The following is a 25057-nucleotide window of genomic DNA, read 5'->3' as shown; positions in this document are numbered from 1 at the left end:
CGGCACTCAATTCACGGCGGTACGGGAGCGGAGCAGGGTGAAGGAGCCGCCCGAGGCGATCAGCGTGGTGACCGGGGCGACCACCTGCTGCTCGGGGTCGCTCGAGAGGGCCAGCTCCCACTCGGCGCCGGGCGCATCCGGAACCTGGAACTCGACACCGTTCTCGGCCGCGTTCAGGAGCAGCGCGAACGAGTCGTCCCCCTCGTGCTCGAACACCAGCGTGATGGTGCGGGCGTTCGGGTTGTCCCAGTCGTGGTCGGCGAACTCCTTGCCGTCGCTGCGCTCGAGCACCACGGTGTCGCCCGCGATCTCGTCGGGCACGTCGGCGTCGGGTGCGTGGCGGAACCACTCGGGGCGGAGCGCCGGGCTCTCCCGCCGCAGCTCGAGCAGCGCCCGGGTGAACTCGAACAGCTCGAGGTCGACCGCGTCCCAGTCGAACCACGACACCTCGTTGTCCTGGCAGTAGGCGTTGTTGTTGCCGCCCTGGGTGCGACCGAGCTCGTCGCCGCCGAGGATCATCGGCACGCCGGCCGAGAGCAGCAGCGTGGCCATCAGGTTGCGGCGCTTGCGGTCACGGCGCGCGTTCACGGCGTCGTCGTCGGTCGGCCCCTCTGCACCGCCGTTGGAGGACTTGTTGTCGCTCTCGCCGTCCTTGTTGTCCTCCCCGTTCTCGGCGTTGTGCTTCGAGGCGTACGAGGTGAGGTCGTGCAGCGTGAAGCCGTCGTGCGCGGTGATGAAGTTGATGCTCGACAGCGGCGAGCGGCGTGAGGCCTCGTACACGTCGGGCGAGCCCAGGATGCGCTGCGAGACGGTGCCGAGCACGGTGTCGGCGCCGTTCCAGAAGTCGCGCACGTCGTCGCGGAACTTGCCGTTCCACTCCGACCAGCCGGCCGGGAAGCCGCCGACCTGGTAGCCCGCGGTGTCCCACGGCTCGGCGATCATCTTCACCGGGGCGAGCACCGGGTCCTGCTGGATCAGCGTGAGGAACGCACTGTGCAGCTCGGCGTCGCCGCCCTGCCGGGTGAGGGTGGTGGCGAGGTCGAAGCGGAAGCCGTCGACGTGCATCTCGGTCACCCAGTAGCGCAGCGAGTCCATGATCAGCTGCAGCGCGGCGGGGTGGCTGACGTTCAGGCTGTTGCCGGTGCCGGTGGTATCGAAGTAGTGCTGCTCGTCGCCCTCGACCAGACGGTAGTAGGAGGCGTTGTCGATGCCCTTGAAGCTCAGCGTCGGGCCGAGGTCGTTGCCCTCGGCGGTGTGGTTGTAGACCACGTCGAGGATGACCTCGAGGCCCGCCTCGTGGAACGACTTCACCATCGCCTTGAACTCGTCGACCTGGTGGCCGCCGGCGGAGTCGGCGCCGCCCGTGGCGTACTCGTTGTGCGGGGCGAAGAAGCCGATCGAGTTGTAGCCCCAGTAGTTGCGCAGGCCCTTCTCCTCGAGGTGGCTGTCCTGCACGAACTGGTGCACGGGCAGCAATTCGACCGAGGTGACGCCGAGGTCGGTGAAGTGCTTCAGGGCGGCCGGATGCGCGAGCCCCGCGTAGGTGCCGCGCACGTTCTCGGGGATCTCGGGGTGCTTCATCGTGAAGCCCTTGACGTGGGTCTCGTACACGACGGTCTCGCTCAGCGGGATGCGCGGGGCACGGTCGCCGCCCCAGTCGAAGTCGGGCCCGTCGGGACCGGTGGTGACCACGCAGCGCGGGCTCGCCGGAGCCGAGTCCTGCTCGTTCAGCGTCTCGGGGTCGTCGAGCTCGTGGCCGAACAGAGTCTCGTTCTTCGAGTAGTCGTAGCCGCCCTCGATCGCGGTGGCGTGGGGGTCGAGCAGCAGCTTGTGCACGTTGTGGCGCAGGCCCTGCTCGGGGGCCCAGGGGCCGTCGACCCGCAGGCCGTAGCGGGTGCCGACGCCCATGCCGTCGACGAAGCCGTGGAAGACGTGGCCCGTGCGCTGCTCGAGCATCGTGCGCGTCTCGGTGCCGTCGTCGGCGAAGGTGCAGACGTAGACCGCGTCGGCGGTCTCGCTGTAGACGGCGGCGTTCGCGCGGCCGTCGATGAAGCTGATGCCGAGCGGGTACGGCAGGGAGCGGGAGTCGGGCATGAGATCCTGGTTCTCTTCGGGAGGCGGGACTCGCGATGCGAGGTGCTCTCCCAGTGAGACACGCGAGCCGAAAACCGCCAACAGCAGTACGGTCGCGAACATGACAGAGAAAAGCGACACCGAGACCCTCGCGGGCCTCGTGAAGGATTTCCGCTTCGCGATGCTGACCACGGTCGACGACCAGGGCCGCCTGGTCGCGCATCCGCTCACCGTGCAGGAGGCCGAGTTCGACGGCGACCTCTGGTTCATCGTGGGCGCCCACGCCTCGGCGCTGCAGAACCTCCAGGTGAACCCGACGGCCGGCGTCACGCTGAGCTCGAACGACAGCTGGGTCTCCCTCACCGGCACCGCCGCCGAGGTCGCCGACCAGACCAAGGTGAAGGAGCTGTGGAGCTCCACGCTCGAGGCCTGGTTCCCCGACGGCCCCGACGACCCCGAGGTGCGCCTGCTGAAGTTCACCGCCGACGGCGCCGAGTACTGGGACAGCCCCGGCGGCCGCGTGGCCACCCTGTTCAGCTTCGTGAAGTCGAAGGTGACGGGCGAGCCCTACGAGGGCGGCGACAACGCCAAGCTCGACCTCTGAACGACCCCCACCACCGAACAGTAAGGAGACGACGATGACCGCGAAAGACGGATCCACCGACGTGAGCGAGTCCGAGAAGGACCGCGCCGAAGACCTGCCCGACGGCTCCAGCTCCGACGGCAGCACCTCCGAGCCCGGCGAGGACACGGTCTCGGGCGGCGGCGCCCAGGACAGCGGAAACCAGGACAGCGGGAACCAGGACGGAGACACGGAATGACCGACGCGAAGCCCGGCACCGAGCCCGACACCGACGTCCCCGACCCCGAGACGGTCGACCCCGACACGGGCACCGAGCCCGGCGGCAGCCCGGTGGAGAACCCCTCCGGCTGATCCGCAGGGCGCCGGCGCAGCCGGCGGCCCCTCGGCCACGAATGTCAGGCCCGCGCACTACCATCGGTGGTGCGCGGGCCGGCGTGCTTCTCGAGAGGAGCATCGTTGGCCGACTGGCACCCCGTTCAGACCCTGCACGCGAACTCGTGGATCTTTCCACGACCCGGCACCACCCAGCCCTTCGCCGAGATCCGGCACCTGCCGGTGCGGGTCGGCGAGCGAACGGTCTGGACCTTCCGGGCCGTCACCTGGGAGCAGCCCCGGCAGCTGATCGGCGCCGGCTACTTCGGTACGCTGGAGGACGCGGCCCGCGAGTGCCATCGCACGGCGCTGGCGAACGCCGTGCCGAGCGTGCTCAACGAGCAGCGACGCTAGTGCCCGGCGCCGGCTTCTCCGGCCCGCTCCTTCAGCGACGCGATCACCGCGGCGGAGTCGTAGTCGGGGTCGGGCTCGAGGAAGCGCTCGAACACGGCGAGCAGCGCGATGGCGGGCAGGGCCCAGTCGGGGTCGTCGGAGGTGATGGTCGCCGGCCCCCGGTAGCGGGCGTCGACGATGGCGGGGTTTCCGAGGTGCCGGAGCCCCAGCCCCTCGACCACCGCCGAGATCACCGTGGCGTAGGGGCGGTAGTCGCCCTCCCACTCGGGCTTCAGCCGATAGCCGAGCACCGCCGAGAACTGCCGGTGGAACTCCGCCATGCGCTCGACGAACTCGGCGCTGCCCGAGAGCAGGGCGCGCTCGATCTCGGCGCGGGCGGGCCAGTCCAGGTGGCTGAGCAGGGTCGCGGAGAGTCCGACGTAGGACTGCCAGGCCACCGACTCGATCACGGCGCGGTAGTTGTGCTCGAGGGCCACCCGGATGACCTCGTACAGCACCTGCTGGCGCTGCCGCGCATCCGCCAGCTCGTCGATGTGGGCCAGCAGGATGCGCTCGCTGAGCTCGAGGGTCTCGTCGTCGGTGAGCTTGTTCGACGTCTCCCGCGCGATCTCGATCAGGAGCTCGGTGACGAAGGCCTCCTTCGAGTCCCACAGCCGGTAGGTGGAGCTGCGCGGCACTCCGGCCTCGCGGATCAGGTCGTCCATCACGATGTGCTCGAAGCCGATGGTGAGGCCGATGCCCTCCACGCGCTCCATCGCCACGTCGAGCACCCGCCGCCGCACCTCGGCGGCGGGGATGCGGGAGCGCGGCCGCTGCGAGTCGGGTTCGCCCGCACGGCGGGCGCCGTCGACTGTTTCCGTCACACTGGAACCCCCGGGTCAGGTCGTCGGCTCAGGCATCGAGCCGACATCTGTGCTCCAGAGTAGTGACAATCCGTCGGCAGTGCCCGAGAGCGACTCTTTTGTGTATCAATCCTGACCCGCCCCGTCAACCCCGTTGCGTTCGGGCAACTACTAATTAGTCTGTCTAGTAGTAATTCGACACGAGGGAACACGGAGGGCGGCGCTCATGACCAGCATGGAACTCATCTCACAGGGGATCAGCTATCACGTCAGCCGTCGCGACGAGGGCCTCTACGAGGTCGTCTCGGGCGAGACCTTCCTCGGCTTCGTCGAGCGCGCCGGCCGCGTGTACGTCGCCCTCTCGGGCACCCGCTACGACCGCGCCGTCGAGGCCGGCCAGGCCCTGTCGCTCTCGGCCGCGGCCGCGATGCTGAAGACCGCCCCCGCGGTGCGGGTGAGCGAGAGCGTGCTCGCCGCTGCGTGAAGGGTGAGATCCCGAGATCATTAGCCCGTCTAGTAAAGAGATGGTCTATGTTTGAAGGATGACCACGAATCGACCCGATTCGGCGCCACACTACTGGTACGGAGACGACGCCGAACGCGACAGGAGCATCGCCGTACTCGAGGCGATGCGCACCTTCCGCTCCGCCGAGTCCGCCATGCGCCGTCGGTCGCAGGAGTCCATGAACATGGGCGAGAACGACCTGATCGCCATGCGCTACCTGCTGAGGGCGACCGAGCAGGGCAAGACCGTCGGTCCGAAGGAGCTCGCGCAGTACCTCGGCATCACCAGCGCCTCCATCACCGTGCTGCTCGACCGGCTCGAGAAGAACGGCCACATCCACCGCGAGCCGAGCCCGTTCGACCGTCGTGCCCTCATCATCGTGCCGACCATCCCCAAAGACGCCATCGAAGCGGCCACCCTCGGAGACGTGCGTCCCGAGCTGATCGACGTGGTCGAGCGCCTGAGCGCCGACGAGGTGCGCATCATCGTCGACTTCCTCACCGAGATGCGCGAAGCCGTCGACCAGGTCGACAACCACCAGCCCGATCGCGATGACCGCAGCTGACGCCGCCACGGCGCCGAAGAACTACGAGGTGCTCGCCGAGCTGCGGGCCTACCGTCTCGCCGAGGAGGCGATGCGGCGCCGCACACGCGAGTCGATGAACATGGGCGAGAACGACCTGGCCGCCCTGCGCTTCCTGCTGAAGGCCCAGGGCGACGGGCAGCTGGTCACCCCGGGCATGCTGGCCGAGCACCTCGGCATGAAGTCGGCCTCGGTGACGGTCATGCTCGACCGTCTCACCAAGTCGGGCCACCTCACCCGCATGCCGCACCCGAACGACCGTCGGAGCCTCGCCGTCGTCGCGACCCCGGGGTCCGACGACGAGGTGCGGGAGACCCTCGGCGCCATGCACACGCGCATGATGACGGTGGCCCGCCGGCTCGACGACACGCAGGCCCAGGTGCTGCACCGCTTCCTGCACAGCATGAGCGACGCGCTCGACGACGCGTCCTAGCTCGCGAGCCGCTGCAGGTCGAAGTGCAGCAGCAGCTCGTCGCCCGCCACCTCGCCGGAGGCGGTGCTCATCATCAGCCGCATCATCCGGATGAACGGCAGCACCTCCGCGCGGAGGCTCCGCACGTCGGTGCTCGAGCAGCGGATGATGCCGAAGCGGTCCTCCTCGCCCTCGAGCAGCTCGAGCACGAGCGAGCCGGGCGTGCGGCGCGGTGACTGGTTGAGCTCCCGCAGCACCGCGCGGATGGTCGCCCGGTCGTCCTCGTGCATGCGCAGCGACAGCCCCGCCTCGTCGATGAAGACGTCGACCTGGTCGCCGAGCGAGTCGATCGGGCGCGAGCCGTCGACGGCCGCCTGCAGCAGGGCGGTCAGCTCGGCGGCGCGCACCCGGTCGTCCGCCGTCAGCTCGCCGGCCACCCGCAGCCGCGCGAGGAAGGGCACCACCTCGTCGCGGAGGGGGCCGATCGCGCCGACCCCGTCCTCGTCGATGAACCGCTGCCGGAGCGCGTCGAACTGCCGGTCGCGGGCCTCGGCCTGGGCGAGCCGCTCGGCGTAGATACCGGTCAGCAGCACGCGGGCGTAGCCCATCGCCCCGAGTCCGAGCGCGAGCACCGGCGCGCAGGCGACCAGCACGATCACCGGGATCGGCACCGCCGTGAGCGGGCTGAAGAACACGTGCAGCAGCGACAGCACGGTCACGAGCGCGGTCGAGACACCGGTGTACAGGCCGAGCTCGGCCGCGGTGCGGAACGGCGCGGCCGCCATCAGCGCGAACGCCAGCGTCAGCAGGCCCCAGTCGTCACGCACCAGCACGTTGCTGCCGAGCGAGCCGAGCGAGTTCAGCACCGTGGCGACCGCGAGCAGGGCGAAGGCCGTGGCGTAGCGGTCGTTGGTGACGCCCACCGTGAAGTCGAAGGCCGAGCGGATGAACCAGCCGAAGCCCGCCGCGAGCGCCACCAGCGCACCGATCGCGAGCGGCCACGACGAGACCTGCGAGGCGGTCGTGACCGTCAGCGCCACGGCGGCCGAGAGGCACACCGCGGCCACCACGATCAGGAAGCCGCGCGCGCTGATGGCGGCCAGCGGGTCGAAGTCGAGGGCCGTGGATCCGCGGGGGGCGCGCACCGAGCCGAGCGGCACCGAGCGGCTCGGTGCGCGGCCGGCCGCGGGCCCGCTCACGCGGGGGCTCCCGGAACCGTCATGAACACGGCGGTGCCCGTTCCGGGCCGCGACCAGATCTGCACCGAGCCGCCGGCCTCGACGATGCTGTCGATCACGCCGACGCGGAGGCCGACCGTCTCGTCGCCCGCGGCGTCGACGTCGAAGCCGACCCCCGCATCCGACACCATCACGCTCACCTCGGGCGGGCTGAAGTAGACGGCGATCTCGGCCTCGTCCTGGCCGGAGTGCCGGCGCACGTTGTCGAGGCACTCCGCGATGGCGCGCTCGAGGTTGCGGGCGTCGGAGGGCCGCACACCGTTGATCACCTCGGTGTCGCCGGTCACACGGATGCGCAGCCCCTGCTGCTCGGCCGCCCGCACCACCGACACCAGCAGCGGCACCGAGGCGAGCGACCGCGAGGCCGACGCCCCGATCTCGGGGCCGGAGAGCACGAGACTCGTGTCGGCGAGGTTCGCCAGGTCGCGGTCGAGCGACTGCAGCGTGCGGTCCTCGAGCGGGCCGGGCGCCGCGGCGGCCAGCGCACGCAGGTCGGCCAGCACGGTGTCGGCGACCCAGTCGGCGGCCCGGGCCGAGAACCGCGCGTTCGCGAGGTCGCGCTCCTCGGCGAGCGCCGAGTCGAGCATCTGCGCGGTGCCGCGCGCCGCCTCGCGCCGGCCGACCCAGAGGGAGACGACGAACAGCGACAGCGCGATCCACGAGGCGACCACCGGAACGTCGAGGGCGAGCCGCATGCCCTGCTGCCAGGCCGCGAGCTGCACGAGCCCCGGGCCGACCACGAGGGCTAGGGTGCCGAGCACCAGCGAGCGGCCGAGCGACCGCGCCGCGATGCCGACCACGAGGATGGCGAACTCGGGCATCGACAGCAGCACGTAGTCGCTGGCCGGGGCGGCGCCGGGGGATGCTGCCGCCACGCTCACGCCCGTCACCACGAAGGCGTAGAGCCCGAGGGTGAGGCCGGCCGCGATCGTGTACAGCACCGCGCGCAGGTGCGAGGCGGTGCGGAGCGCGGCCACGACGGCGACCCCCGTCACGGCGAGACCCGCGATGCCGAGCACGATGTCGCCGCGCCCCGTGACGGGGATGAACGTCATCGCGATCAGGGCGGTGGCTGCGAGGAACACCCCGGCCAGCCAGGTGCCCGCGGTGGCGAGTGCGCGGCTCGTGCTCCGCCCGTCGACGTCGGCCGCGATCTGCAGCGTCATCGGGCGCTCATGCGAGGTAGCCGTCTTCGGCCGCGCGCAGCATCAGATCCTGCTTGCGTTCGGCCTGACGCCCCTCCGAGGCGTACTGCTCGCGCACCCGCTCCAGCGCGTTCTTGACGATCTGGATGTTCGTGCCGAGGATCATCGCGACCTCCACCGGGCTGTGGCCCGAGGCGTACAGTCGCAGCGTCTCCTCCTCGTGCTCACTGAAGCGGATGCCCGAGACGGCGTTCCGCGACGGCCGGGCGGCCTCGTCCCAGGCCACCGCGCCCGGTTCGGGCCGCACGCCGAGCACGCGGCGCACCGCGGCGAGCAGCTCGTCGGCCGACTGCGACTTGGAGACGAAGGCCGCAGCCCCGGCGGCCAGCACCCGGCGCACGTTCTCGGGGTTGTCGAGCGCGCTCAGCACCACGACCGTCGCCCCCACCGAGCGGCAGATCCGGATGCGCGCCTCGACCGAGACGGGCTCCTTCAGCTGCAGATCCATCAGCACGATGTCGGGCGGGAAGGCGGGGTGCCGGGCCATGTCGACCCAGGAGGTGGTGTGGGCCACGACGTCGAGCTCGGGCGCATTCGCACCGAGCCAGCCCGTCAGGCTGTCGAGGATCAGCTCGTGGTCGTCGACGATGCCGACCGTGTGCACCCTGTCGTTCATGCCGCCATCCACCCCTGACCCCTTCTCGAATGGTACCCGGCACACGTTCGGGCAGTCCAATCCGGTGCGGGGCTTGCCTGTACCCTCAACTCATGGCCAGGGCAGCGGAGAGCACCGAGGCGGAGCGGCGCTCGCGGCTGGACCGCGGCGTCTTCCAGTCGCAGCTGCTGCTGTCGGCCGCCCTGCTGCTGCTCGTCTGCGCGAGCTACGCGTTCCAGCCGAGCTCCGTGCTCGACATCCGCTTCTTCGGCGGCGTCTCGGTCGTGTTCGTGCTGACGGGGGCGGCGGCGCTCATCCCCTGGTCGCGCATCCACCGCAACTGGGCGGCACTGTTGCCGCTCGTCGACATCGTGGCGATCATCGCCGTGCGCGAGGGCAACACGATGCTCGGGGCGGGGCTGCTGCTCGTCTTCCCCGTCATCTGGCTGGCCAGCCACTTCGGCTTCGCAGGAGCGGTGGTGAGCGTGGGGCTCTCGACCGCGCTGCTCTGGACCTCGGCGGCGCTCCGCGGGGAGGCGCTCGGCGTCGCCTCGATCCCCACCGTGCTGCTCCTGCCCACCACGCTCGTGTTCATCGCGACGACCACCCTCGCCACCTCGGCGCGCACGGCGGCGCAGCGGGGGCTGCTGCGCCAGCAGGCGGGGCTGCTCGAGGTGGCGCTCGGCCGGGCCCGCCGTCAGCAGCAGACGCTCGACGAGGTGCTGAACGCGGTGACGTTCGGCGTGATCGCGTTCGACCGGGCGGGGCGGGAGACCCTGCTGAACCGCGCCCACCGCTCGGTGCAGACGGAGTTCGGGCTGCCCGAGACGACGGTCGAGCATCCGGTGCTCTACCAGCCCGACCGGGTCACCCCCTACGCCGACGAGGAGAAGCCGTTCCGGCGGGCGACCGCCGGTGAGCGCTACGACGACCTCGTGGTCTGGCTCGGCGAACCCGGGGAGCACCGCGTGGCGCTGTCGATCAGTTCCCGCCCCCTCACCTCGCCCGACGGGCGGCTGGACGGCGGCGTCATGGTCTCCCGCGACGTGACCAGCGAGATCAACGCCATCCAGGCGCGCGACGACCTGGTGGCGTCGGTGTCGCACGAGCTGCGCACGCCGCTGACCTCGATCCTCGGCTACCTGGAGCTCGCGCTCGACGACGAGACGCTCGACCCCAGCACGCGGTCGATGCTCGAGGTCGCCTCGGCGAACTCCGACCGGCTGCTCGCCCTGGTCGCCGACCTGCTCACCGCGGCCAGCGAGAAGGAGCAGCAGATCGTCATGTCGTTCAGCCAGTGCGACCTCTCCGAGATCGTGGCGCAGGCCATCGACGCGCACGTGCTCACCGCGGCCGAGCGCGGCATCGTGATCCGGAACGCCGTCGAGGGGCCGGTGCTGCTCGAGGCCGACGGCTTCCGCCTGCGCCAGGTGGTCGACAACCTGCTGACGAACGCCATCAAGTACAACGTCGAGGACGGGCGGGTCACCGTGTCGGTCGCGTCCGGCGAGAGCACCGTCGACCTCGCGGTCAGCGACACCGGGATCGGCCTGAGCGAGCTCGAGCAGCAGAAGCTGTTCGACCGATACTTCCGGGCGGAGGGCGTGCGGCAGTCGACCATCCACGGCTCGGGGCTCGGCCTCACCATCAGCCGCGACATCGTGCGGCGGCACGGCGGGGAGCTCTCGGTGACCTCGACCAGCGGAGTCGGCACGACTTTCACCGCTACGATCCCGCGCGCGCGTTAGACTTCGGCTCGGACTTCGGCACGGACTTCGGCACGGACTTCGGCACGACTTGCTCGACGGGAGGGGCGGCATGCAGCTCGACGGCAGCACCCTCCTGCTCACCGCGACCTTCGTGATCCTGCTCTGCGGGGTGTCGTTCATCGTCAACACCGCCATGCGGCGGAACGACGCGTCCGGCCGCCTCTGGAGCCTGTCGTTCCTCGGCGGCATGCTCACCGCGCTGTCGTACTCGGCCTGGAACGTCGCCCCCGAGCTCTGGTGGGTGCTCGCCATCGGCAACTGCTCCTACGTCGTCTCCATCGGGGCGCTCTGGGCGGGTGCGCGCATGTTCAACGGCCGCAGCAGCCTCGTCTGGCTGGCGCTGGCGGGCGGCGGCGTGGTCGCGCTGCTGACCGCCGTCGAGGGCTCGGCCGGCGGCGCGTGGACGGGCTCCTCCGGGCTGTTCGCGGGCATCGCGGTCTTCGCGGGGCTCGGCGGCGCCGAGACGATGCGCTCGCGCATGCGGAGGAACCTCAACGCGCGCATCCTGAGCTTCTGCCTCTGGATCGTCTGCGCCTACTACGTGCTGCGCACCTCGATCTTCGTCACGCTCGGCCCGGAGAGCGAGGTCTTCCAGAGCTACTTCGGCACGCAGACGACCACGATCATCACGATCCTCCTGGTGCTGCTCAGCACCATCTCGCTGTCGATCCTGCAGGCCGAGCGCTCGGGCGCCCGCGCCCTCGGCGACGTCACCGTGGGCGTGCACTCGGTGGTCGGGGTGCTCTCGGCCGCGTCGTTCATGCAGCAGTGGGCCGACTGGATCGAGCGCAGCTCCTTCCACGGCGAGCGCCTCGCGATGGTGGCGATGGACGTCGACAACCTGCCGCAGATGAACATGGCCTTCGGCCGCGACTTCGGCGACCGCGCCATCCGCTCGGTGGCCCAGATCATCCGCCACCACGCGCCGACCTGCTCGCTGCTCGGCCACACCGGCGCCGGCCGGTTCGTGATCGTGGCCGTGGTGGCCACGGCGAACGACGCCGAGCAGCTGGCCATCAAGCTGCAGACAGCGCTCGTCGACGAGCCGATCGACACCGAGCAGTCGCTGCGGGCCACCGCGAGCTTCGGGGTCGTCGACACCGAGACCTTCGGCTACGGGCTGCCCGTGCTGCGCTCGGCGCTCGACGCGGCCGCGTCGGAGGCGCGCGACGAGGGCGGCAACCGCATCGTCGTGGGGCGCCGCAGCCCGGTCGCCTGAGGCGGAGGCCCTGGCGCGCGCCTACTCGGCGGGCTGGGCGATCGCGACCGTGATCTGGTCGCTCGCCGTCTGCTTGGCGTAGTCGCCCGACGCGGGAGCGGTCTGCAACAGGATCTCGTAGGTGAACGAGAGCGTCACCGAGGTCGCCGCCGGGTCGAAGGCCGGCAGTATGAAGGTCTGGCTGTAGCTGTACGGGCCCTTGATGTAGTACCCGGGGGTGACCGAGGACTGGTCGGTGATGGCGGCCGGCGCGGGCAGGCTGCCCGCCGGGCCGTTGACCGCCGGCGTCACCGAGACGCGCGAGAGGTAGAAGCTCTGGCCGTCGTCGGTGCCGAGCTTGCCCGAGAGCGAGAAGGTGATGGGCTTGTTCGCCTCGGCCGTCCACTCGTCCATGCTCAGCGTGGAGTAGTAGTCGATGGTGAGCGTGATGTCACCGGCCTGCAGCTGGTGCTGCGCCGAGCCCGTGGCCAGCTCGTTGACGACCGGGGTGATCGTGGGCGCCGCCGTCGGCGTCTTCGTCGGCGAGGAGGTGGGCGTGGTCGTGCTGAAGCGCGACTGGTCCCAGGGCGCCGTGCCGCAGCCGCTGAGGGCCACGACGCCGGTCAGGGCGAGGGCCGCGAGACCGGTCGTGCGGGCCCTGGACAGGGCCCTCGTCGTGCGCATGCGTGCCATGTGGAACACCCTCCCCGATCGCCTGAGGCAATCTTAAGCCGATCTTGACGCGACCCTAGCCCATTCACGCGACAACGCTGGGGGCCCTGCGCCAGACTGTGGACATGGCAGAGAACCTGAACCCCTACGTCACCGATCGCACTGAGCTCGGTGACCACGGCGACGAGTTCGAGAACGACTTCATCGAATCGGTCGAGTCCCTCCCGAGCTACCGTCCCACGATCGGCTGCATCGTGCCGGCCTACAACGAGGCCGAGTCCATCGCCGACGTTCTCGAGTCGCTCCTGGGCCAGACTCGTCTCCCCGACGTCATCCACGTCGTCGTGAACAACACCACCGACGACACCGTGAAGATCGCCGCGCAGTACGCCGGGCCGCACCTCAAGGAGGTCGACGGCATCGAGCAGTTCACCGAGGTGTACGTGCACGACATCGGCAAGAACAAGGACAAGAAGGTGGGCGCGCTCAACTACGGCTACCAGCTGGTCGAGGGCTGCGACTTCCTGCTCGGTGTCGACGGCGACACCACGGCGGCCCCGGACGCGGTGGAGCGCCTCGCCGAGGAGATCACCTCCGACTCCCGCATCGGCGGCATCTCGGCCATCTTCTCGATCGACGAGGAACCCATCAAGGGCTTCGTCGCCAAGTTCCTCGTCACCGGCCAGCGCTTCCAGTTCGCCGCCTTCAACATGCAGAACATGCTGAAGGGCCGCAACATGGCGGTGCTCGGCGGCCAGTTCTCGATCTTCTCCACCAAGGCGCTGCGCCAGATCATGGTCGAGAACCACCAGAACACGCCCTGGGTGAAGGACAGCGAGGTGGAGGACTCCCTGCTGTCGCTGCAGATCAAGAGCGCCGGCTACCTCACCAAGATCTCCGCGCAGGCCCGCGCCGACGTCGGCGGCATGACCACCATCCGCGGTCTCGACGGCCAGCAGGTCAAGTGGAACTTCGGCGCCATCGAGCTCATGTGGCCCGGTCAGCGCGGCGACACCAAGGGCCAGCCCTTCCACCCCAACCTGCGCCTGCGCTGGCTCGAGAACTTCTCGATGCTGATCAACCTGGTCACCCGCGTGCTGTTCGTGCTGCTGCTGCTCGCGTCGCTCTCGATCAGCGCCTTCGTGTTCTCGCCGATCTGGCTCGTGCCGCCGATCGTGGCCATCCTGCTGAACCTGCGCACCGCGCTGTCGATGCACGACCGCAGCGCCCGCGACATCTTCTTCGCCGTGGCCCTGTTCCCCGCCGAGGTCTACATGTGGATCAGGCTCGGGCACTTCATCCGCGCCTGGACCAAGTTCCTCTCGCGCAAGCAGACCGACAACTGGGCGGCACAGGCCAAGGCCGAGAAGGGCCGAGGCAACAGCTACCTCATCCCCTTCGTCGTGATCTTCCTCACCATCGCGGTGCTCGTGCTCGGCTGGTTCCAGCTCGACGCCTTCATGCAGTCGACCATCCTCTGGATCGGCTGGCCCATCCTCGGTGTCATCACCATCGTCCAGACCCTCGAGATGTTCGGCAAGGTGCTCCGCCGTTACCGCGGGTACAAGGTTTGACCTCGAACTACGTCGAACACGACACGCTGGTCTCGCTCCTGAACTCCGTGGGGGACGACGACCGGCGCGGTCGGTTCGTGCACGACTTCATCAGCCTCTGGGAGACCCGGTCCCAGAGGCTGATGAAAGCCCTCGGGAACCGCGACTTCGACGATGCCGACGTGGTGCTGCTGAGCATCCGCTCGTCGAGCACGATGCTCGGCGCCTGGTCGCTCGAGGCGATCGCCGGCATGGTGCACTCGGCCGTGAAGGGCTTCGACCTGCAGGGCAGCCTGCGTCACCTGCCGCGGCTGCAGGCCGTGGGCGAGGCCACCTGCCGGGAGCTGCTCGGGGTGCTCGAGGCGATGCGGCGACCGGATGCCCCGGCCGGCGGGGCGCGGTCGGCGAAGTCGGCCTGAGCTGCGGTCGGGCCTGAGCTGCGGTCGGGCCTGAACTGCAGTCGGGCCTGAGCGTCAGTCGTTGTCTGAGGCCGCCAGGCGGTAGCCGACGCCGCGCACCGTCTCGATCCAGCGCGGGGTGGTGATGCTGTCGGCCAGCTTGCGGCGCAGGTTCGCCATGTGCACCTCGATGGCCCGCTTGTCGGCCTCGCTCACGAAGTGCGCGGTGACGTAGCTCTCGCCGCGCAGGAGCAGCGCCAGGTCGGCCTTGCTGCGCACACGGCGCTGGCTCTCCATCAGGGCGTTCAGCAGGTCGAACTCGCTGCGGGTCAGGTCGATCGACCTGCCGTCCTTCTCGGCCAGCCGCATCTCGGAGTTGACGTAGAGGCCGTTGTGGTCGAGCCAGCCGTCCTCCCGCTCGTAGCTCTTCGTAGTGGCGGGGGCCGCCGCCGCCTCGGCGGGCTCGGCCTGCACGGCCACGGCCTGCGCGGTGGGGGCCGGGGTGTACTGCGGCTCGGCGATCGTGGCGGCCGGAGCGGCCGCGACGGGGGCCTGCACCGGCGCCGGAGCGGGTGCCGCCACGGGCGCGACCGGGCCGGAGCCGTCGACGGCCAGCACCTGGCGCGGACGGCGCATCATCGCCTCGACGCGGGCACGCAGCTCGCGGGGGCGGAAGGGCTTGGTGAGGTAGTCGTCGGCGCCGGCCTCGAGGCCCTGCAGCGTGTCGATCTCCTCGTCGCGGGCGGTGAGCATGACGAGGTAGGTGTTGCTGAAGGCACGGATGCGCTTCGCCGCCTCGAAGCCGTCGATGCCGGGCATGCTGACGTCGAGGGTGGTGACCATGGGGTCGTAGGCGCGCACGGCTTGCACCCCGTCGAGGCCGTTCCCGGTCGCGATGACCTCGAACCCGGCCTGCGTCAGCACCGTCTCGAGCAGATGCCTGATGTCGGCGTCGTCCTCGATGATGACGGCGACGCGACGTTCCCCATGTGTGTCCATTGCCCCGATGCTACCAACGGTTCGGGCCCCGTGAGGGGCAATCTTCGACAGCGGTCACCGGGCGGCGTCGGCCGCGAGCTCCAGCGCGTTCTCGTTCCACCACTCGCCGGCCGCCGGGCCGCCGTTGCACTCGCCGTCGCTCTCCCCCGGCGGCTTGATCCAGAGGTTCGCGTCCTGCGCCGAGCCCGAGGGGCTGGCCGCCGGGGTGGCGCCGAGCGCACGGCCCGCCGGGTTGCACCACTCGCCGGTCGACCCGTTGCCGTTGCGCCCGGTGTCGATCACGTAGTGCGCGCCGTTGGTGAGGCTCGAGATGGTGTTCGCGTAGTACTGCTCGCGGTCGGTGTTGTTGTAGTTCGAGACGTTCGTGGCGAAGCCGCGGGCCCGCTCGATGCCCGCACGGTTCAGCAGATCGGCCATCTCGGCGGGCGGGCCCCAGTTGGAGTGCCCGGCGTCGATGTAGACGGTGAGACCGGCCGCCGCGAGGGCGTCGACCGAGGCGCCGACCTCGCCGAGCCGCTCCTCGACGTTGTCGCACTCGTCGGCGAGGGCCAGCGCGTCGGGCTCCAGGATGACGACGGCGCCGCTGTCGGTGAGCGCGCCGGCGATCTCGTCGACCCAGACCGGGTACTGCTCGACCGTGAGCCCGCCGCTGGAGAAGTTGCCGCAGTCGCGGTTCGGGATGCCGTAGACGGTGAACAGCGGCACCTGGCCGAGCTTCGCCGCCGCGGTGACGAGGTCGGAGACGTAGCCGCCGATCTCGCGGATCGGGTGCTTCTCGGGCGTCAGCCAGATGGCCGTCGGCACCTCGGCGATGCTCGTGAACACGGCGGCGTCGTCGGTGTCGCCGGACTCCGTGGCCTCGTCGGCCGCGGTGGCCGCCTTCGACGCGGGGTCGGCGTAGAGGGAGGTGCCGGCGAAGGGGTTGCCCGCCGCGACCCCGCCCTGCGAGAGGATGGCGCCCACACCGGCGACCATGCCGATCAGCACCACCAGGATGGCGACGACCGCCACGATCAGCCCGATGCGCGGCAGCACCGGCCGCGCCACTCCCCTAGTCGACACAGCGCAACTCTATCCCGCCCGGGTGGCCGGGGCGGGAGCGGCCGGGGCGGCCGGGGCCACCGAGCGGCCCACCGTGCCGGCGGCGCCGTAGCTCTTCAGACGGGACATCGTCTGGGCGAAGGGTGCGGGGCGGCCGTAGAAGAAGCCCTGCGCGTGCCGCACGCCGATGCCGACCAGCACGTCCACCGCATCCTGCGTCTCGATGCCCTCGACGATCGTGGAGTAGTCGAAGGCGTCGCCGAAGCCCTGCAGCGCGCGCACGACCTCGCGCTGTCGGGTGTCGTCGAGGTTGTCGACCAGCGAGCGGTCGATCTTCAGGATGTCCATCGGGATGCGGACGAGGGCTCCCACGGAGGAGGCCTCCGACCCGTAGTCGTCGAGCGCGATCAGCATGCCGAGCTCGCGGAAGTGCTCGGCCTGGGCGCGCAGGTCGTCGTCGATGTCCTTCGTGGAGCGCTCGTTCAGCTCGAGGCACAGGGTGACGTCGGGGTAGCGCGGCACGATGTCCTTCAGGAACGCCCCGACGTGCTCGTCGCGGATCTGGCCCACCTCGAGGTTGATCGTCATCACCGTGATGCCGGGCACCAGCTTGCGGAACTCCCGGGCCGACTGCAGCGAGGTCGCGATGACCTGCCGGGTCAGCTCGTCCATCCGGCCGAGGCCCTTCGCCTTCTCGATCAGCGAGGCCGTCGAGATGCGGCCGAGCTCGGGGTGCGTGTAGCGCACCAGCGACTCGAAGGCCCAGATCTTGTCCTCGAGGGTGTTGACGATCGGCTGGTAGACGACGTTCAGCGACCCGTCGTCGATCGCCCGGGCGACGATCTCGTTGATGCGGCTGGAGCGGTGCGGCGAGATGCCGACGCTCGACTCCGACGACGGGCCGCCCTGCCGGCGCGACTTCTTGATCGCGAGCATCGAGTGGTCGGCGTCGACCACGATCGACTGCGGGTCGGTCTCCTGGTGGCCCGAGTAGGCGAGGCCCACGCTCACGAGCGGCCGGAACTCGCGGCCGCCGAGGTTCGCGGGCGCCCCGATGTTGGCCACGATGCGGTCGGTGACGCCCTTCGCCTCGGCGAGGGACTGCAGCTTCGTGAGCACGACGACGAACTCGTCGCCCCCGACGCGGGCCACGAAGTCGTGCGGCCGCACGCTGGCGCGCAGACGCGTGGCCACGACCGAGAGCATCTCGTCGCCGATGTGGTGGCCCTCGGTGTCGTTCAGTCGCTTGAACTGGTCGAGGTCGATGAACAGCACCGCGATGCCCGACGCGTAGGTGCGGTCCTCGTTCAGGCGGGCGAGGGAGCGCTGGAAGGCGTTGTAGTTCGGCAGGCCGGTGAGCGAGTCGCGGTCGACCCGGTCGAGCAGGGTGTCGTAGGCGCCGCGCACCCGCGCGGTCTCGCTGGCGATGTGCCCGATCGCGTCGAGGGCGAGCTCGTCGTCGGGGGTGAACGGCACTCCCCCGGTCTTGCGGCCGGCCACCAGGAACTCCTGCGGCTCGACGGCGTCCTCGCGGTGCTCGTTGGCCACGTCGTCGTCGGCCGGGGCGATCGACTCGGGGTTCAGCTGCGGGTCGGTGGTGTCGAGCGCCGAGAAGCGGGCGCCGATCTCGTTGCGCCCGGGCGGGGTGCGGCGCACCTCGAACTCGGTGGCGTCGATCGCCCGGCGGGCGAACTCGACCATCGTCTCCTTGGGGTCGGCCGTCACGTCCCAGGGCAGGGCGCGCGCCGCATCGACGACGCCGCTCAGCCGACGCTCGCCGCTGCGCGTCTGGGAGCGCTTGGCCAGCCCGTAGAACAGCAGCGCGACGACCAGCAGCGGAACGGTCATCCGCGCCAGTTCGACGTTCTCACCCTGGCCGAGGAGACCGAGCGTGCCGACGCTCGCGACGTGCACGGCGATCCCGACCACGGTGGACAGCACGTAGACGACGAGCACGCGGGGCACGCTGATGCCCGAGAGGCCGCGGCCGCCGTCGGAGTTCCAGCGGCCCTGCTGCCAGAGGAAGTAGACGCCAAGCACCACGACCACGTGGGCGGCGGTGCCGAGCACGATGGCGACGACCGCGGGCAGGCCGGCGGCGATCAGCAGCCGGCCGAGGCTCACGAAGGCGATGGCGCCGAGGGCGGCGACGCCGGTCCACTGCGCGGCCATCCAGGGCGATCGGGAGCTGACGGTCTTCGAGACGAAGTAGGCCATCACCCACAGGCCCACCTCGAGCACCGGGTTCTCGGCCGGCAGGGCGATGACGAGCAGGGCTCCGGCGACCCCGAACGGCGGGAGGCCGGGCACACGCCCGATGGGCTGCTGGTAGACCGCGGTGACCCCCACGGCGATCAGGAAGACGAGGCACGCGACGACGCTCTCGGGCGGGTCGGACAGGCCGGACACGATGCCCGCCACGGCGGTCGCCAAGGTCACGGCGGCGAGCGCCGCCGAGCCGAGGAACGACCCCGTCCGAATCGTGCTGCGCACCGTCATGCCGCGAGTTTATCCGGACGGCGGCGGGTGGGCGCACCGGGCCGGGTGCGGGTTCGTTCGGTGCCCGGTGAGGGTTCGTTCGGCGCCGGGTGCGGGGTGCTGCGGGCCGGCGCGACCGCGCATCCGCTGGTCAGAGGCCGATGGCGCGGAGGGACTCGTCCATGCGCACGGCCATCTCGGCGTAGCCGTCGTCGTTCGGGTGCAGGCCGTCGGAGGCCATCCACTCGGGGTGCCCCTCGATCCAGTGCGAGGCGCCCGGGATGAAGTCGGCGCCGATCACGGTGGCCTCGCTCTGCACCCAGTCGATGATCTGGGCGAGGGAGTCGGGACGGTCATCCGTGTACCAGAAGGGCTCGACCACGACGATGCGCGCGTCGGGGAGAGCGGTGCGCAGGGTCTGGAAGTCGGTCGCGATGGCGCTGCGGATGTCGTCGGCGCGGTCGGGCATCGAGAAGTTGTCGTTGAGGCCCATGGTGATGAAGAGGATGTCGGGGTCGGCGGCGATGGAGCGCGAGACGCCGTCCTCGGGGCCGTAGTCGGGCGGAGTGCTCTGGCGGTGGTTGACGAAGCCGAGACCGTTGACGGAGTAGTTGAACTCGTTCCAGCCGCGGTCGGCGGCGATGACGCTCGACCAGCGCTTCGCGGGGTCGGAGGCGCCGGTGCCGAGCGTGTAGGAGTCGCCGTAGAAGGCGACGACGGGGGCGTTCGGGTCGGTGCTGCCGCCGGTGGTCTGGCCTTCTCCGGTGGTTTGGCCGGTGCCGGAGGTGGTTCCCGGCTGGTCGGCCCGGCTGCTGCCCGTCACGACCGAGACCGTGACGAGCACGGCGCAGACCGCGACGACCGCGGCCACGGCGATGACGACGAGACGCGCTGCACGAGGCTCCATGAGGAGTATTCGGTGCAGCGCGTCGCGGCGATTGGTGCGGGAGGTCCTCGGGTCGGGTCGGGCGGCTCGGGTCGGGTCGCTCGGGTCGGGCGGCTCGGGTCAGGCGGTGGCGGTCGCGGTCGCCGCGGCGCTGTCGGCGGCGGCACCGGCGGTCGCCGCGATGACCTCGGCGATCTGCACCGCGTTCAGCGCGGCGCCCTTGCGGAGGTTGTCGTTCGAGATGAACAGGGCGAGGCCGCGCTTGCCGGGGGCCGACTGGTCCTGACGGATGCGCCCCACGAAGCTCGGGTCGCTGCCCGCCGCCTGCAGCGGGGTCGGCACGTCGGACAGCTCGACGCCGGGGGCCGCGGCGAGCAGTTCGCGGGCGCGGTCGGGCGTGAGGTCGTTCGCGAACTCGGCGTTGATCGACAGGGAGTGACCGGTGAACACCGGCACGCGCACGCAGGTGCCCGAGACGAGCAACTCGGGCAGCTCGAGGATCTTGCGGCTCTCGTTGCGGAGCTTCTTCTCCTCGTCGGTCTCCTCGTCGCCGTCCTCGACGATGGAGCCGGCCAGCGGGATGACGTCGAACGCGATCGGGCGCACGTACTTCACCGGCTCGGGCATGGTCACGGCCGAGCCGTCGTGCACGAGGTCGAGCAGGTGCTCGTCGGCGACCGCGGCGCGGGCCTGCTCGGCGAGCTCCTCGGCGCCGGCGAGGCCGGAGCCCGAGACCGCCTGGTAGGTCGAGACGATGAGGCGCTCGAGGCCGGCCTCCTCGTGCAGCACCTTCAGCACGGGCATGGCCGCCATGGTGGTGCAGTTCGGGTTCGCGATGATGCCCTTGGTCGCCTGGGCGATCGCGTGCGGGTTCACCTCGGAGACGACGAGGGGAACGTCGGGGTCCATGCGCCAGGCGCTGGAGTTGTCGATGACCGTGACACCGGCCGCCGCGAAGCGGGGGGCCTGGGCGCGCGAGCCGGTGGCCCCGGCCGAGAAGAGCGCGATGTCGAGGCCCGTGGGGTCGGCGGTCTCGACGTCCTCGACCACGACGTCCTGGCCGCGGAACGGCAGCACGGTGCCGGCGCTGCGGGCGGTGGCGAAGAAGCGGATCTTCTCGATCGGGAAGTCGCGCTCCTCGAGGAGGCGGCGCATGACCTTGCCGACCTGGCCGGTGGCGCCGACGACGCCGACGTTCAGTGCCTTGCTCATACTGTCTCTCTTTTCTTCTCCCGAGTGTGGGAGGTGGTGCTGGTCTGCGTCAGCGGCCGGTGCCGGCGTGCACGACGGCCTCTTCGGAGGCGTCGAGGCCGAAGGCCGTGTGCACGACGCGCAGGGCGTCGTTGATGGTGTCGGCGCGGGTGACGACCGAGATGCGGATCTCCGACGTCGAGATCATCTCGATGTTGATGCCCGCCTCGTAGAGCGCCGTGAACAGCTTCGCCGAGACGCCCGCGTTGGTGCGCATGCCGGCTCCGACGAGCGCGAGCTTGCCGATCTGGTCGTCGTACTGCAGCCCGAGGAAGCCCGTCTCGGACTGCTCGGCGCGGAGCGCGGTGAGCACCTGCTGGCCGTCGCTCTTGGGCAGCGTGAACGAGATGTCGGTGAGGCCGGTGCTGGCCGCGGACACGTTCTGCACGATCATGTCGATGTTCGCGCCGGTCTTGGCCACCAGCGTGAAGATCTGCGCCGCCTTGCCCGGGATGTCGGGCACGCCGACCACGGTGATCTTCGCTTCGCTCAGGTCGGTGGCGACTCCGGCGATCAGGGGCTCTTCCACGGCGGTCTCGCTTTCGGTGGGGTTGTAGACGATGGTGCCCTCGTTGTTGTTGAAGCTCGAGCGCACGTGCAGCGTGACCCCGTGCCTCCGCGCGTACTCCACGGCGCGGATGTAGAGCACCTTCGCGCCGTTCGCCGCGAGCTCGAGCATCTCCTCGCTCGTGATGCGGTCGATCTTGTGCGCCTTGGGCACGAGGCGGGGGTCGGCCGAGAAGATGCCGTCGACGTCGGTGTAGATCTCGCAGACGTCGGCGTTCAGGGCGGCCGCCAGGGCCACGGCCGTCGTGTCGGAGCCGCCGCGACCGAGGGTCGTGATGTCCTTCGTGTCGCGATTGAAGCCCTGGAACCCGGCGACGATCACGATCGCGCCGTCGTCGAGCGCCTCGCGCAGGCGCACGGGGGTGACGTCGACGATGCGGGCGGCGCCGTGCCGGGCATCCGTGATCATGCCGGCCTGGCTGCCCGTGAAGGAGCGGGCCGTGTGGCCGAGGCTCTCGATGGCCATCGCGAGCAGCGCCATGGAGATGCGCTCGCCGGCGGAGAGCAGCATGTCCATCTCGCGCGGGGCGGGGATGGGGGCGACCTCGTGGGCCAGGTCGAGCAGCTCGTCGGTGGTGTCGCCCATGGCGCTGACCGCGACGACGACCTCGTTGCCGGCCTTACGGGTCTCGACGATGCGCTTCGCGACCCGCTTGATGCTCTCGGCGTCGGCGACCGACGAGCCGCCGAACTTCTGCACGATCAAGCTCACGGTGGGACTCCTGGGGGGCGGGGGCGGGACGACCTCTCGACTATATCGCGGGGGGATGGGACGTTACGGCGGGCGTCGGGCGCGCTGGTGCGCCTTCTCGCTGTGTCGTTACTTGGCCTTGTCGTAGCTGTCGACGATCGCGACCGTGACGGGGAACTCGACCGGGGCGTCGCCGAAGATGAGGCGGCCGGCCTCGGCAGCGGCCTCGCGGAGCTCGTGGGCGACGGCGTCGGCGAGGTGCGCGGGGGTGTGCACCATGACCTCGTCGTGGAGGAAGAAGGAGAGGTGGGGGCCGGTCGTGAGGGTGTCGGCGGCGGTCGTCGGGTCGTCGGCGGCGGCCGCGTCTGGCGCGGTGCGCGGGTTCGCGGCGGCGTCGGCCGCGGCCAGGGCGTGCAGGCGGCGGCGGATGGAGCCGATCCAGCACAGCGCCCACTCCGCGGCCGTTCCCTGCACCACGAAGTTGCGGGTGAAGCGCCCCCACGAGCGGGCTTCGGTGCGGGCGCGGGTTCGCAGAGCATCCGTCGCCCCATCGGAGGCCGCCAGGTCGTGCAGGTCGCGCCACTCGTCGCTCGGGCGCGGGCTCGTGCGGCCGAGGCGCGTGCTCACCACGCCTCCGGTCTCGCCCGTGCGGGCCGCCGCCTCGACGTAGGCGACCGCCGCCGGGAAGGCGCGGGCGAGCCGCGGGAGCATCCGGCCGCTCTCGCCGGCCGTGCCGCCGTACATCGCGCCGAGCATGCCGACTTTGGCATGCGCTCGCGTGTCGACCGCGCCCGAGGCGACGATGCCGTCGTAGAGGTCGCGCCCGCGGCCCGCGGCGGCCATGGCGCGGTCGCCGGCGAGGGCGGCCAGGATGCGCGGCTCGAGCTGGGCGGCGTCGGCGACCACGAGCATCCGCCCCTCGTCGGCGACGACGGCCCCGCGCACCTGCTTCGGCAGCTGCAGCGCGCCGCCGCCCTCGGCCGCCCACCGGCCCGTGACGACGCCGCCGGGCAGGTAGTTCGCGTGGAAGCGGCCGTCGACGACCCAGGTGTCGAGCCAGTTCCAGCCGTTCGCGGTGAGCAGGCGGGAGCGCTTCTTGTAGTCGAGCAGGGGCTCGATGGCGGGGTGCTTCAGGTTCTTGAGCTCCCACTCGCGGGTGCTGTCGACCGTGATGCCGGCGCGGCGCAGGGCCTTCAGCAGCTCGACCGGGGAGTCGGGGTTGACCGTGGGGTCGCCGAGCAGGTTCCGGATGCGCTGCAGCAGCCGCTCGAGCTCGGCCGGTCGCTCGCCCTCGCGCGGGCGGGGGCCGAGCACGCGGGTGAGGAGGGCGTCGTGGCGTTCGGCGCTCCACGGGAGGCCGGCGTGACGCAGCTCGGCGGCGGCCAGCGCGCCGACGGACTCGGCGGCCACGAGCAGCGCGATGCGGCTCGGGTCGCTCGCGGTCGCGATCGCGTCGCGCTGGAGCGCGAACTCGCGTCGCTCGTCCCCCACCTCCCGCTCGCCGCCCGTCGCCCGCTCGCCTCCCGTCGCCCGCTCGTCTCCCGTCGCCCGCTCGTCTCCCGTCGAGCCGTCGATAATCGCCTTTTCAGCGCCTTCAGAGGGCGATTTGTGGCGGGTCGATCGTGGATCGACTGGTTCGACTGGCCGGTCGATCTCGGCGAGGTCGTCGAAGAGGGAGGGTTCCACCGGCTTCGGGGTGGCGGCGGGGGCGCCGGCGGGGCGGAGGGTGTCCCAGGCGTTCGGGGGTGCGGTCGCCAGGGCCGAGTTCGCCGTGAGGGTGGAGGCGCGGAGGATCGTGTGGCAGAGGCGGAGGTCGATGCAGCGGTCGATGCGGACGTTCTCGGCCAGGAGGGCGGGGTACCAGCGCTGGGTGTCGTTCCAGACCCAGCGGGGACGGGCTCGTTCTCGTTCCGCCACGGCTGCCGCGAGGGCGGTGCGCGGGAGTTCCGCCGCGGATCCGACGGGGGCTCCGTCGGGATCGAGCGGCTCGAGCAGCACGCGGCCGGGCCCCGCCTCGGAGACCACGATGTAGGCGGTGGTCACGATGCGCCACCGCCGAGCATCCGCTGCTCGGATGGCAAGGGGGGCGGGGTCACGATGGGCTGCCGGTGGGCATCCGCTGGTCAGTTCTCGACGAGGCGGCGCCCTTCGAAGGCGCGGCCGAGGGTGACCTCGTCGGCGTACTCGAGGTCGCCGCCGACGGGCAGGCCCGAGGCCAGGCGGGTGACGCGGATCTCGAGCGTCGTGAGCAGGCGCGAGAGGTAGGTCGCCGTCGCCTCGCCCTCGAGGTTGGGGTCGGTGGCGATGATGACCTCGGTGACCGTGCCGTCGGCGAGGCGCTGCATGAGCTCCCGGATGCGCAGGTTGTCGGGCCCGATGCCGTCGATCGGGCTGATCGCGCCGCCGAGCACGTGGTAGAGGCCGCGGAACTCGCGGGTGCGCTCGATGGCGACGACGTCCTTCGCCTCTTCGACCACGCAGATCAGGTTCTGGGCGCGGCGCGGGTCGCGGCAGATGCCGCACGTCTCCTGCTCGGAGACGTTGCCGCAGATCTGGCAGAAGTGCACCTTCTCGCGCACGTCCGTCAGGATCTCGGCGAGGCGGCTGACGTCGAACGACTCCGTCTGCACGATGTGGAACGCGATGCGCTGCGCCGACTTCGGCCCGATGCCGGGCAGGCGGCCGAGCTCGTCGATCAGTTCCTGGACGATGCCTTCGTACATGCGGGTGGGCTCTGGGTCTCTCTCTGAGTTCTGCGGATGATCGATGTGACGGTGCTCGGCGGTGTTCTC

General features: G+C 70.7%; 24 protein-coding genes. 10 read left to right on the top strand and 14 right to left on the bottom strand.

Annotation, left to right across the window (positions count from 1 at the left end; genetic code table 11):
• Nucleotides 1-6: 6 nt before the first annotated feature.
• A complete protein-coding gene (gene glgX, locus ITJ64_RS10230; protein WP_194680506.1) occupies nucleotides 7-2094 on the bottom strand; it encodes a glycogen debranching protein GlgX in 2088 nt (695 codons plus the stop codon).
• Between the two features lie 100 nt (nucleotides 2095-2194).
• Here glgX and ITJ64_RS10225 point away from each other — a divergent pair, with 100 nt between their 5' ends.
• The 3 genes from ITJ64_RS10225 to ITJ64_RS10215 all read left to right on the top strand — a co-directional run bounded on the left by ITJ64_RS10225 (nucleotide 2195) and on the right by ITJ64_RS10215 (nucleotide 3382).
• A complete protein-coding gene (locus tag ITJ64_RS10225; protein WP_194680505.1) occupies nucleotides 2195-2677 on the top strand; it encodes a pyridoxamine 5'-phosphate oxidase family protein in 483 nt (160 codons plus the stop codon).
• A 34-nt stretch (nucleotides 2678-2711) separates the two neighbouring features.
• On the top strand, nucleotides 2712-2894 hold the full coding sequence (locus ITJ64_RS10220; RefSeq protein ID WP_194680504.1) for a hypothetical protein: 183 nt from the start codon (nucleotides 2712-2714) through the stop codon (nucleotides 2892-2894).
• A 218-nt stretch (nucleotides 2895-3112) separates the two neighbouring features.
• Entirely contained in the window at nucleotides 3113-3382 is a 270-nt protein-coding gene (locus ITJ64_RS10215) for a hypothetical protein (RefSeq protein ID WP_194680503.1), read from the top strand.
• Here the strand turns inward: ITJ64_RS10215 and ITJ64_RS10210 are convergent.
• A complete protein-coding gene (locus ITJ64_RS10210) occupies nucleotides 3379-4245 on the bottom strand; it encodes a TetR/AcrR family transcriptional regulator (RefSeq protein WP_194680502.1) in 867 nt (288 codons plus the stop codon). The two genes, ITJ64_RS10215 and ITJ64_RS10210, sit on opposite strands and share 4 nt — an antisense overlap.
• Nucleotides 4246-4450: 205 nt before the next feature.
• Here ITJ64_RS10210 and ITJ64_RS10205 point away from each other — a divergent pair, with 205 nt between their 5' ends.
• The 3 genes from ITJ64_RS10205 to ITJ64_RS10195 are packed head-to-tail and all read left to right on the top strand — an operon-like array spanning nucleotide 4451 to nucleotide 5745.
• Nucleotides 4451-4708, top strand: a complete 258-nt coding sequence (locus ITJ64_RS10205; protein ID WP_194680501.1) for a hypothetical protein — start codon at nucleotides 4451-4453, stop codon at nucleotides 4706-4708.
• A gap of 58 nt (nucleotides 4709-4766) precedes the next feature.
• Complete coding sequence (locus tag ITJ64_RS10200; RefSeq protein ID WP_194680500.1) at nucleotides 4767-5294, top strand: MarR family winged helix-turn-helix transcriptional regulator; 528 nt, start codon at nucleotides 4767-4769, stop codon at nucleotides 5292-5294.
• Nucleotides 5281-5745, top strand: coding sequence for a MarR family winged helix-turn-helix transcriptional regulator (locus ITJ64_RS10195; protein WP_194680499.1), 465 nt, complete (start codon nucleotides 5281-5283; stop codon nucleotides 5743-5745). The genes ITJ64_RS10200 and ITJ64_RS10195 overlap by 14 nt, the downstream gene beginning before the upstream one ends.
• Here ITJ64_RS10195 and ITJ64_RS10190 read toward each other — a convergent pair.
• Genes ITJ64_RS10190 through ITJ64_RS10180 form a run of 3 tightly spaced genes read right to left on the bottom strand, consistent with a single transcriptional unit; the run spans nucleotide 5742 to nucleotide 8783 of the window.
• On the bottom strand, nucleotides 5742-6923 hold the full coding sequence (locus tag ITJ64_RS10190) for a hypothetical protein (protein ID WP_194680498.1): 1182 nt from the start codon (nucleotides 6921-6923) through the stop codon (nucleotides 5742-5744). The genes ITJ64_RS10195 and ITJ64_RS10190 overlap by 4 nt on opposite strands.
• Nucleotides 6920-8128 carry a sensor histidine kinase gene (locus tag ITJ64_RS10185; protein WP_194680497.1) on the bottom strand — a complete coding sequence of 403 codons (1209 nt, stop codon included), beginning with the start codon at nucleotides 8126-8128 and terminating at the stop codon, nucleotides 6920-6922. The genes ITJ64_RS10190 and ITJ64_RS10185 overlap by 4 nt, the downstream gene beginning before the upstream one ends.
• A 7-nt stretch (nucleotides 8129-8135) precedes the next feature.
• Complete coding sequence (locus ITJ64_RS10180) at nucleotides 8136-8783, bottom strand: response regulator transcription factor (RefSeq protein ID WP_194680496.1); 648 nt, start codon at nucleotides 8781-8783, stop codon at nucleotides 8136-8138.
• A 92-nt stretch (nucleotides 8784-8875) separates the two neighbouring features.
• On the opposite strand from ITJ64_RS10180, the gene ITJ64_RS10175 reads away from it, so the two are divergent.
• Nucleotides 8876-10510, top strand: a complete 1635-nt coding sequence (locus ITJ64_RS10175; RefSeq protein WP_194680495.1) for a cell wall metabolism sensor histidine kinase WalK — start codon at nucleotides 8876-8878, stop codon at nucleotides 10508-10510.
• A gap of 70 nt (nucleotides 10511-10580) precedes the next feature.
• On the top strand, nucleotides 10581-11750 hold the full coding sequence (locus ITJ64_RS10170) for a GGDEF domain-containing protein (RefSeq protein ID WP_194680494.1): 1170 nt from the start codon (nucleotides 10581-10583) through the stop codon (nucleotides 11748-11750).
• A gap of 21 nt (nucleotides 11751-11771) precedes the next feature.
• On the opposite strand, the gene ITJ64_RS10165 is transcribed toward ITJ64_RS10170, so the two are convergent.
• Nucleotides 11772-12422, bottom strand: coding sequence for a hypothetical protein (locus ITJ64_RS10165; RefSeq protein ID WP_228507780.1), 651 nt, complete (start codon nucleotides 12420-12422; stop codon nucleotides 11772-11774).
• A gap of 104 nt (nucleotides 12423-12526) precedes the next feature.
• Here ITJ64_RS10165 and ITJ64_RS10160 point away from each other — a divergent pair, with 104 nt between their 5' ends.
• Nucleotides 12527-13975, top strand: coding sequence for a glycosyltransferase family 2 protein (locus ITJ64_RS10160; RefSeq protein ID WP_194680493.1), 1449 nt, complete (start codon nucleotides 12527-12529; stop codon nucleotides 13973-13975).
• Nucleotides 13972-14373 carry a hypothetical protein gene (locus ITJ64_RS10155; RefSeq protein WP_194680492.1) on the top strand — a complete coding sequence of 134 codons (402 nt, stop codon included), beginning with the start codon at nucleotides 13972-13974 and terminating at the stop codon, nucleotides 14371-14373. The genes ITJ64_RS10160 and ITJ64_RS10155 overlap by 4 nt, the downstream gene beginning before the upstream one ends.
• A 54-nt stretch (nucleotides 14374-14427) precedes the next feature.
• On the opposite strand, the gene ITJ64_RS10150 is transcribed toward ITJ64_RS10155, so the two are convergent.
• The 8 genes from ITJ64_RS10150 to recR form a co-directional block, all read right to left on the bottom strand.
• Entirely contained in the window at nucleotides 14428-15351 is a 924-nt protein-coding gene (locus tag ITJ64_RS10150) for a response regulator transcription factor (protein ID WP_194680491.1), read from the bottom strand.
• 54 nt (nucleotides 15352-15405) lie between these two features.
• The gene (locus ITJ64_RS10145; protein WP_194680490.1) at nucleotides 15406-16413 is read right to left on the bottom strand and encodes a glycoside hydrolase family 6 protein; all 1008 of its coding nucleotides are present in this window, start codon (nucleotides 16411-16413) and stop codon (nucleotides 15406-15408) included.
• A gap of 9 nt (nucleotides 16414-16422) precedes the next feature.
• Nucleotides 16423-18891 carry a bifunctional diguanylate cyclase/phosphodiesterase gene (locus tag ITJ64_RS10140; RefSeq protein WP_194680489.1) on the bottom strand — a complete coding sequence of 823 codons (2469 nt, stop codon included), beginning with the start codon at nucleotides 18889-18891 and terminating at the stop codon, nucleotides 16423-16425.
• 130 nt (nucleotides 18892-19021) lie between these two features.
• A complete protein-coding gene (locus ITJ64_RS10135; protein ID WP_194680488.1) occupies nucleotides 19022-19777 on the bottom strand; it encodes an SGNH/GDSL hydrolase family protein in 756 nt (251 codons plus the stop codon).
• 99 nt (nucleotides 19778-19876) lie between these two features.
• Nucleotides 19877-20968, bottom strand: coding sequence for an aspartate-semialdehyde dehydrogenase (locus ITJ64_RS10130; RefSeq protein ID WP_194680487.1), 1092 nt, complete (start codon nucleotides 20966-20968; stop codon nucleotides 19877-19879).
• A 49-nt stretch (nucleotides 20969-21017) separates the two neighbouring features.
• Entirely contained in the window at nucleotides 21018-22286 is a 1269-nt protein-coding gene (locus ITJ64_RS10125) for an aspartate kinase (RefSeq protein WP_194680486.1), read from the bottom strand.
• Between the two features lie 108 nt (nucleotides 22287-22394).
• Nucleotides 22395-24308, bottom strand: coding sequence for a bifunctional 3'-5' exonuclease/DNA polymerase (locus ITJ64_RS10120; protein WP_370545129.1), 1914 nt, complete (start codon nucleotides 24306-24308; stop codon nucleotides 22395-22397).
• 80 nt (nucleotides 24309-24388) lie between these two features.
• Nucleotides 24389-24988, bottom strand: a complete 600-nt coding sequence (recR, locus tag ITJ64_RS10115) for a recombination mediator RecR (RefSeq protein WP_179546401.1) — start codon at nucleotides 24986-24988, stop codon at nucleotides 24389-24391.
• Nucleotides 24989-25057 lie beyond the last annotated feature (69 nt).

The organism is Herbiconiux sp. VKM Ac-1786, assembly GCF_015350805.1.
GTDB lineage: Bacteria > Actinomycetota > Actinomycetes > Actinomycetales > Microbacteriaceae > Herbiconiux.
This window is presented reverse-complemented; position numbering and strand designations above follow the sequence as displayed.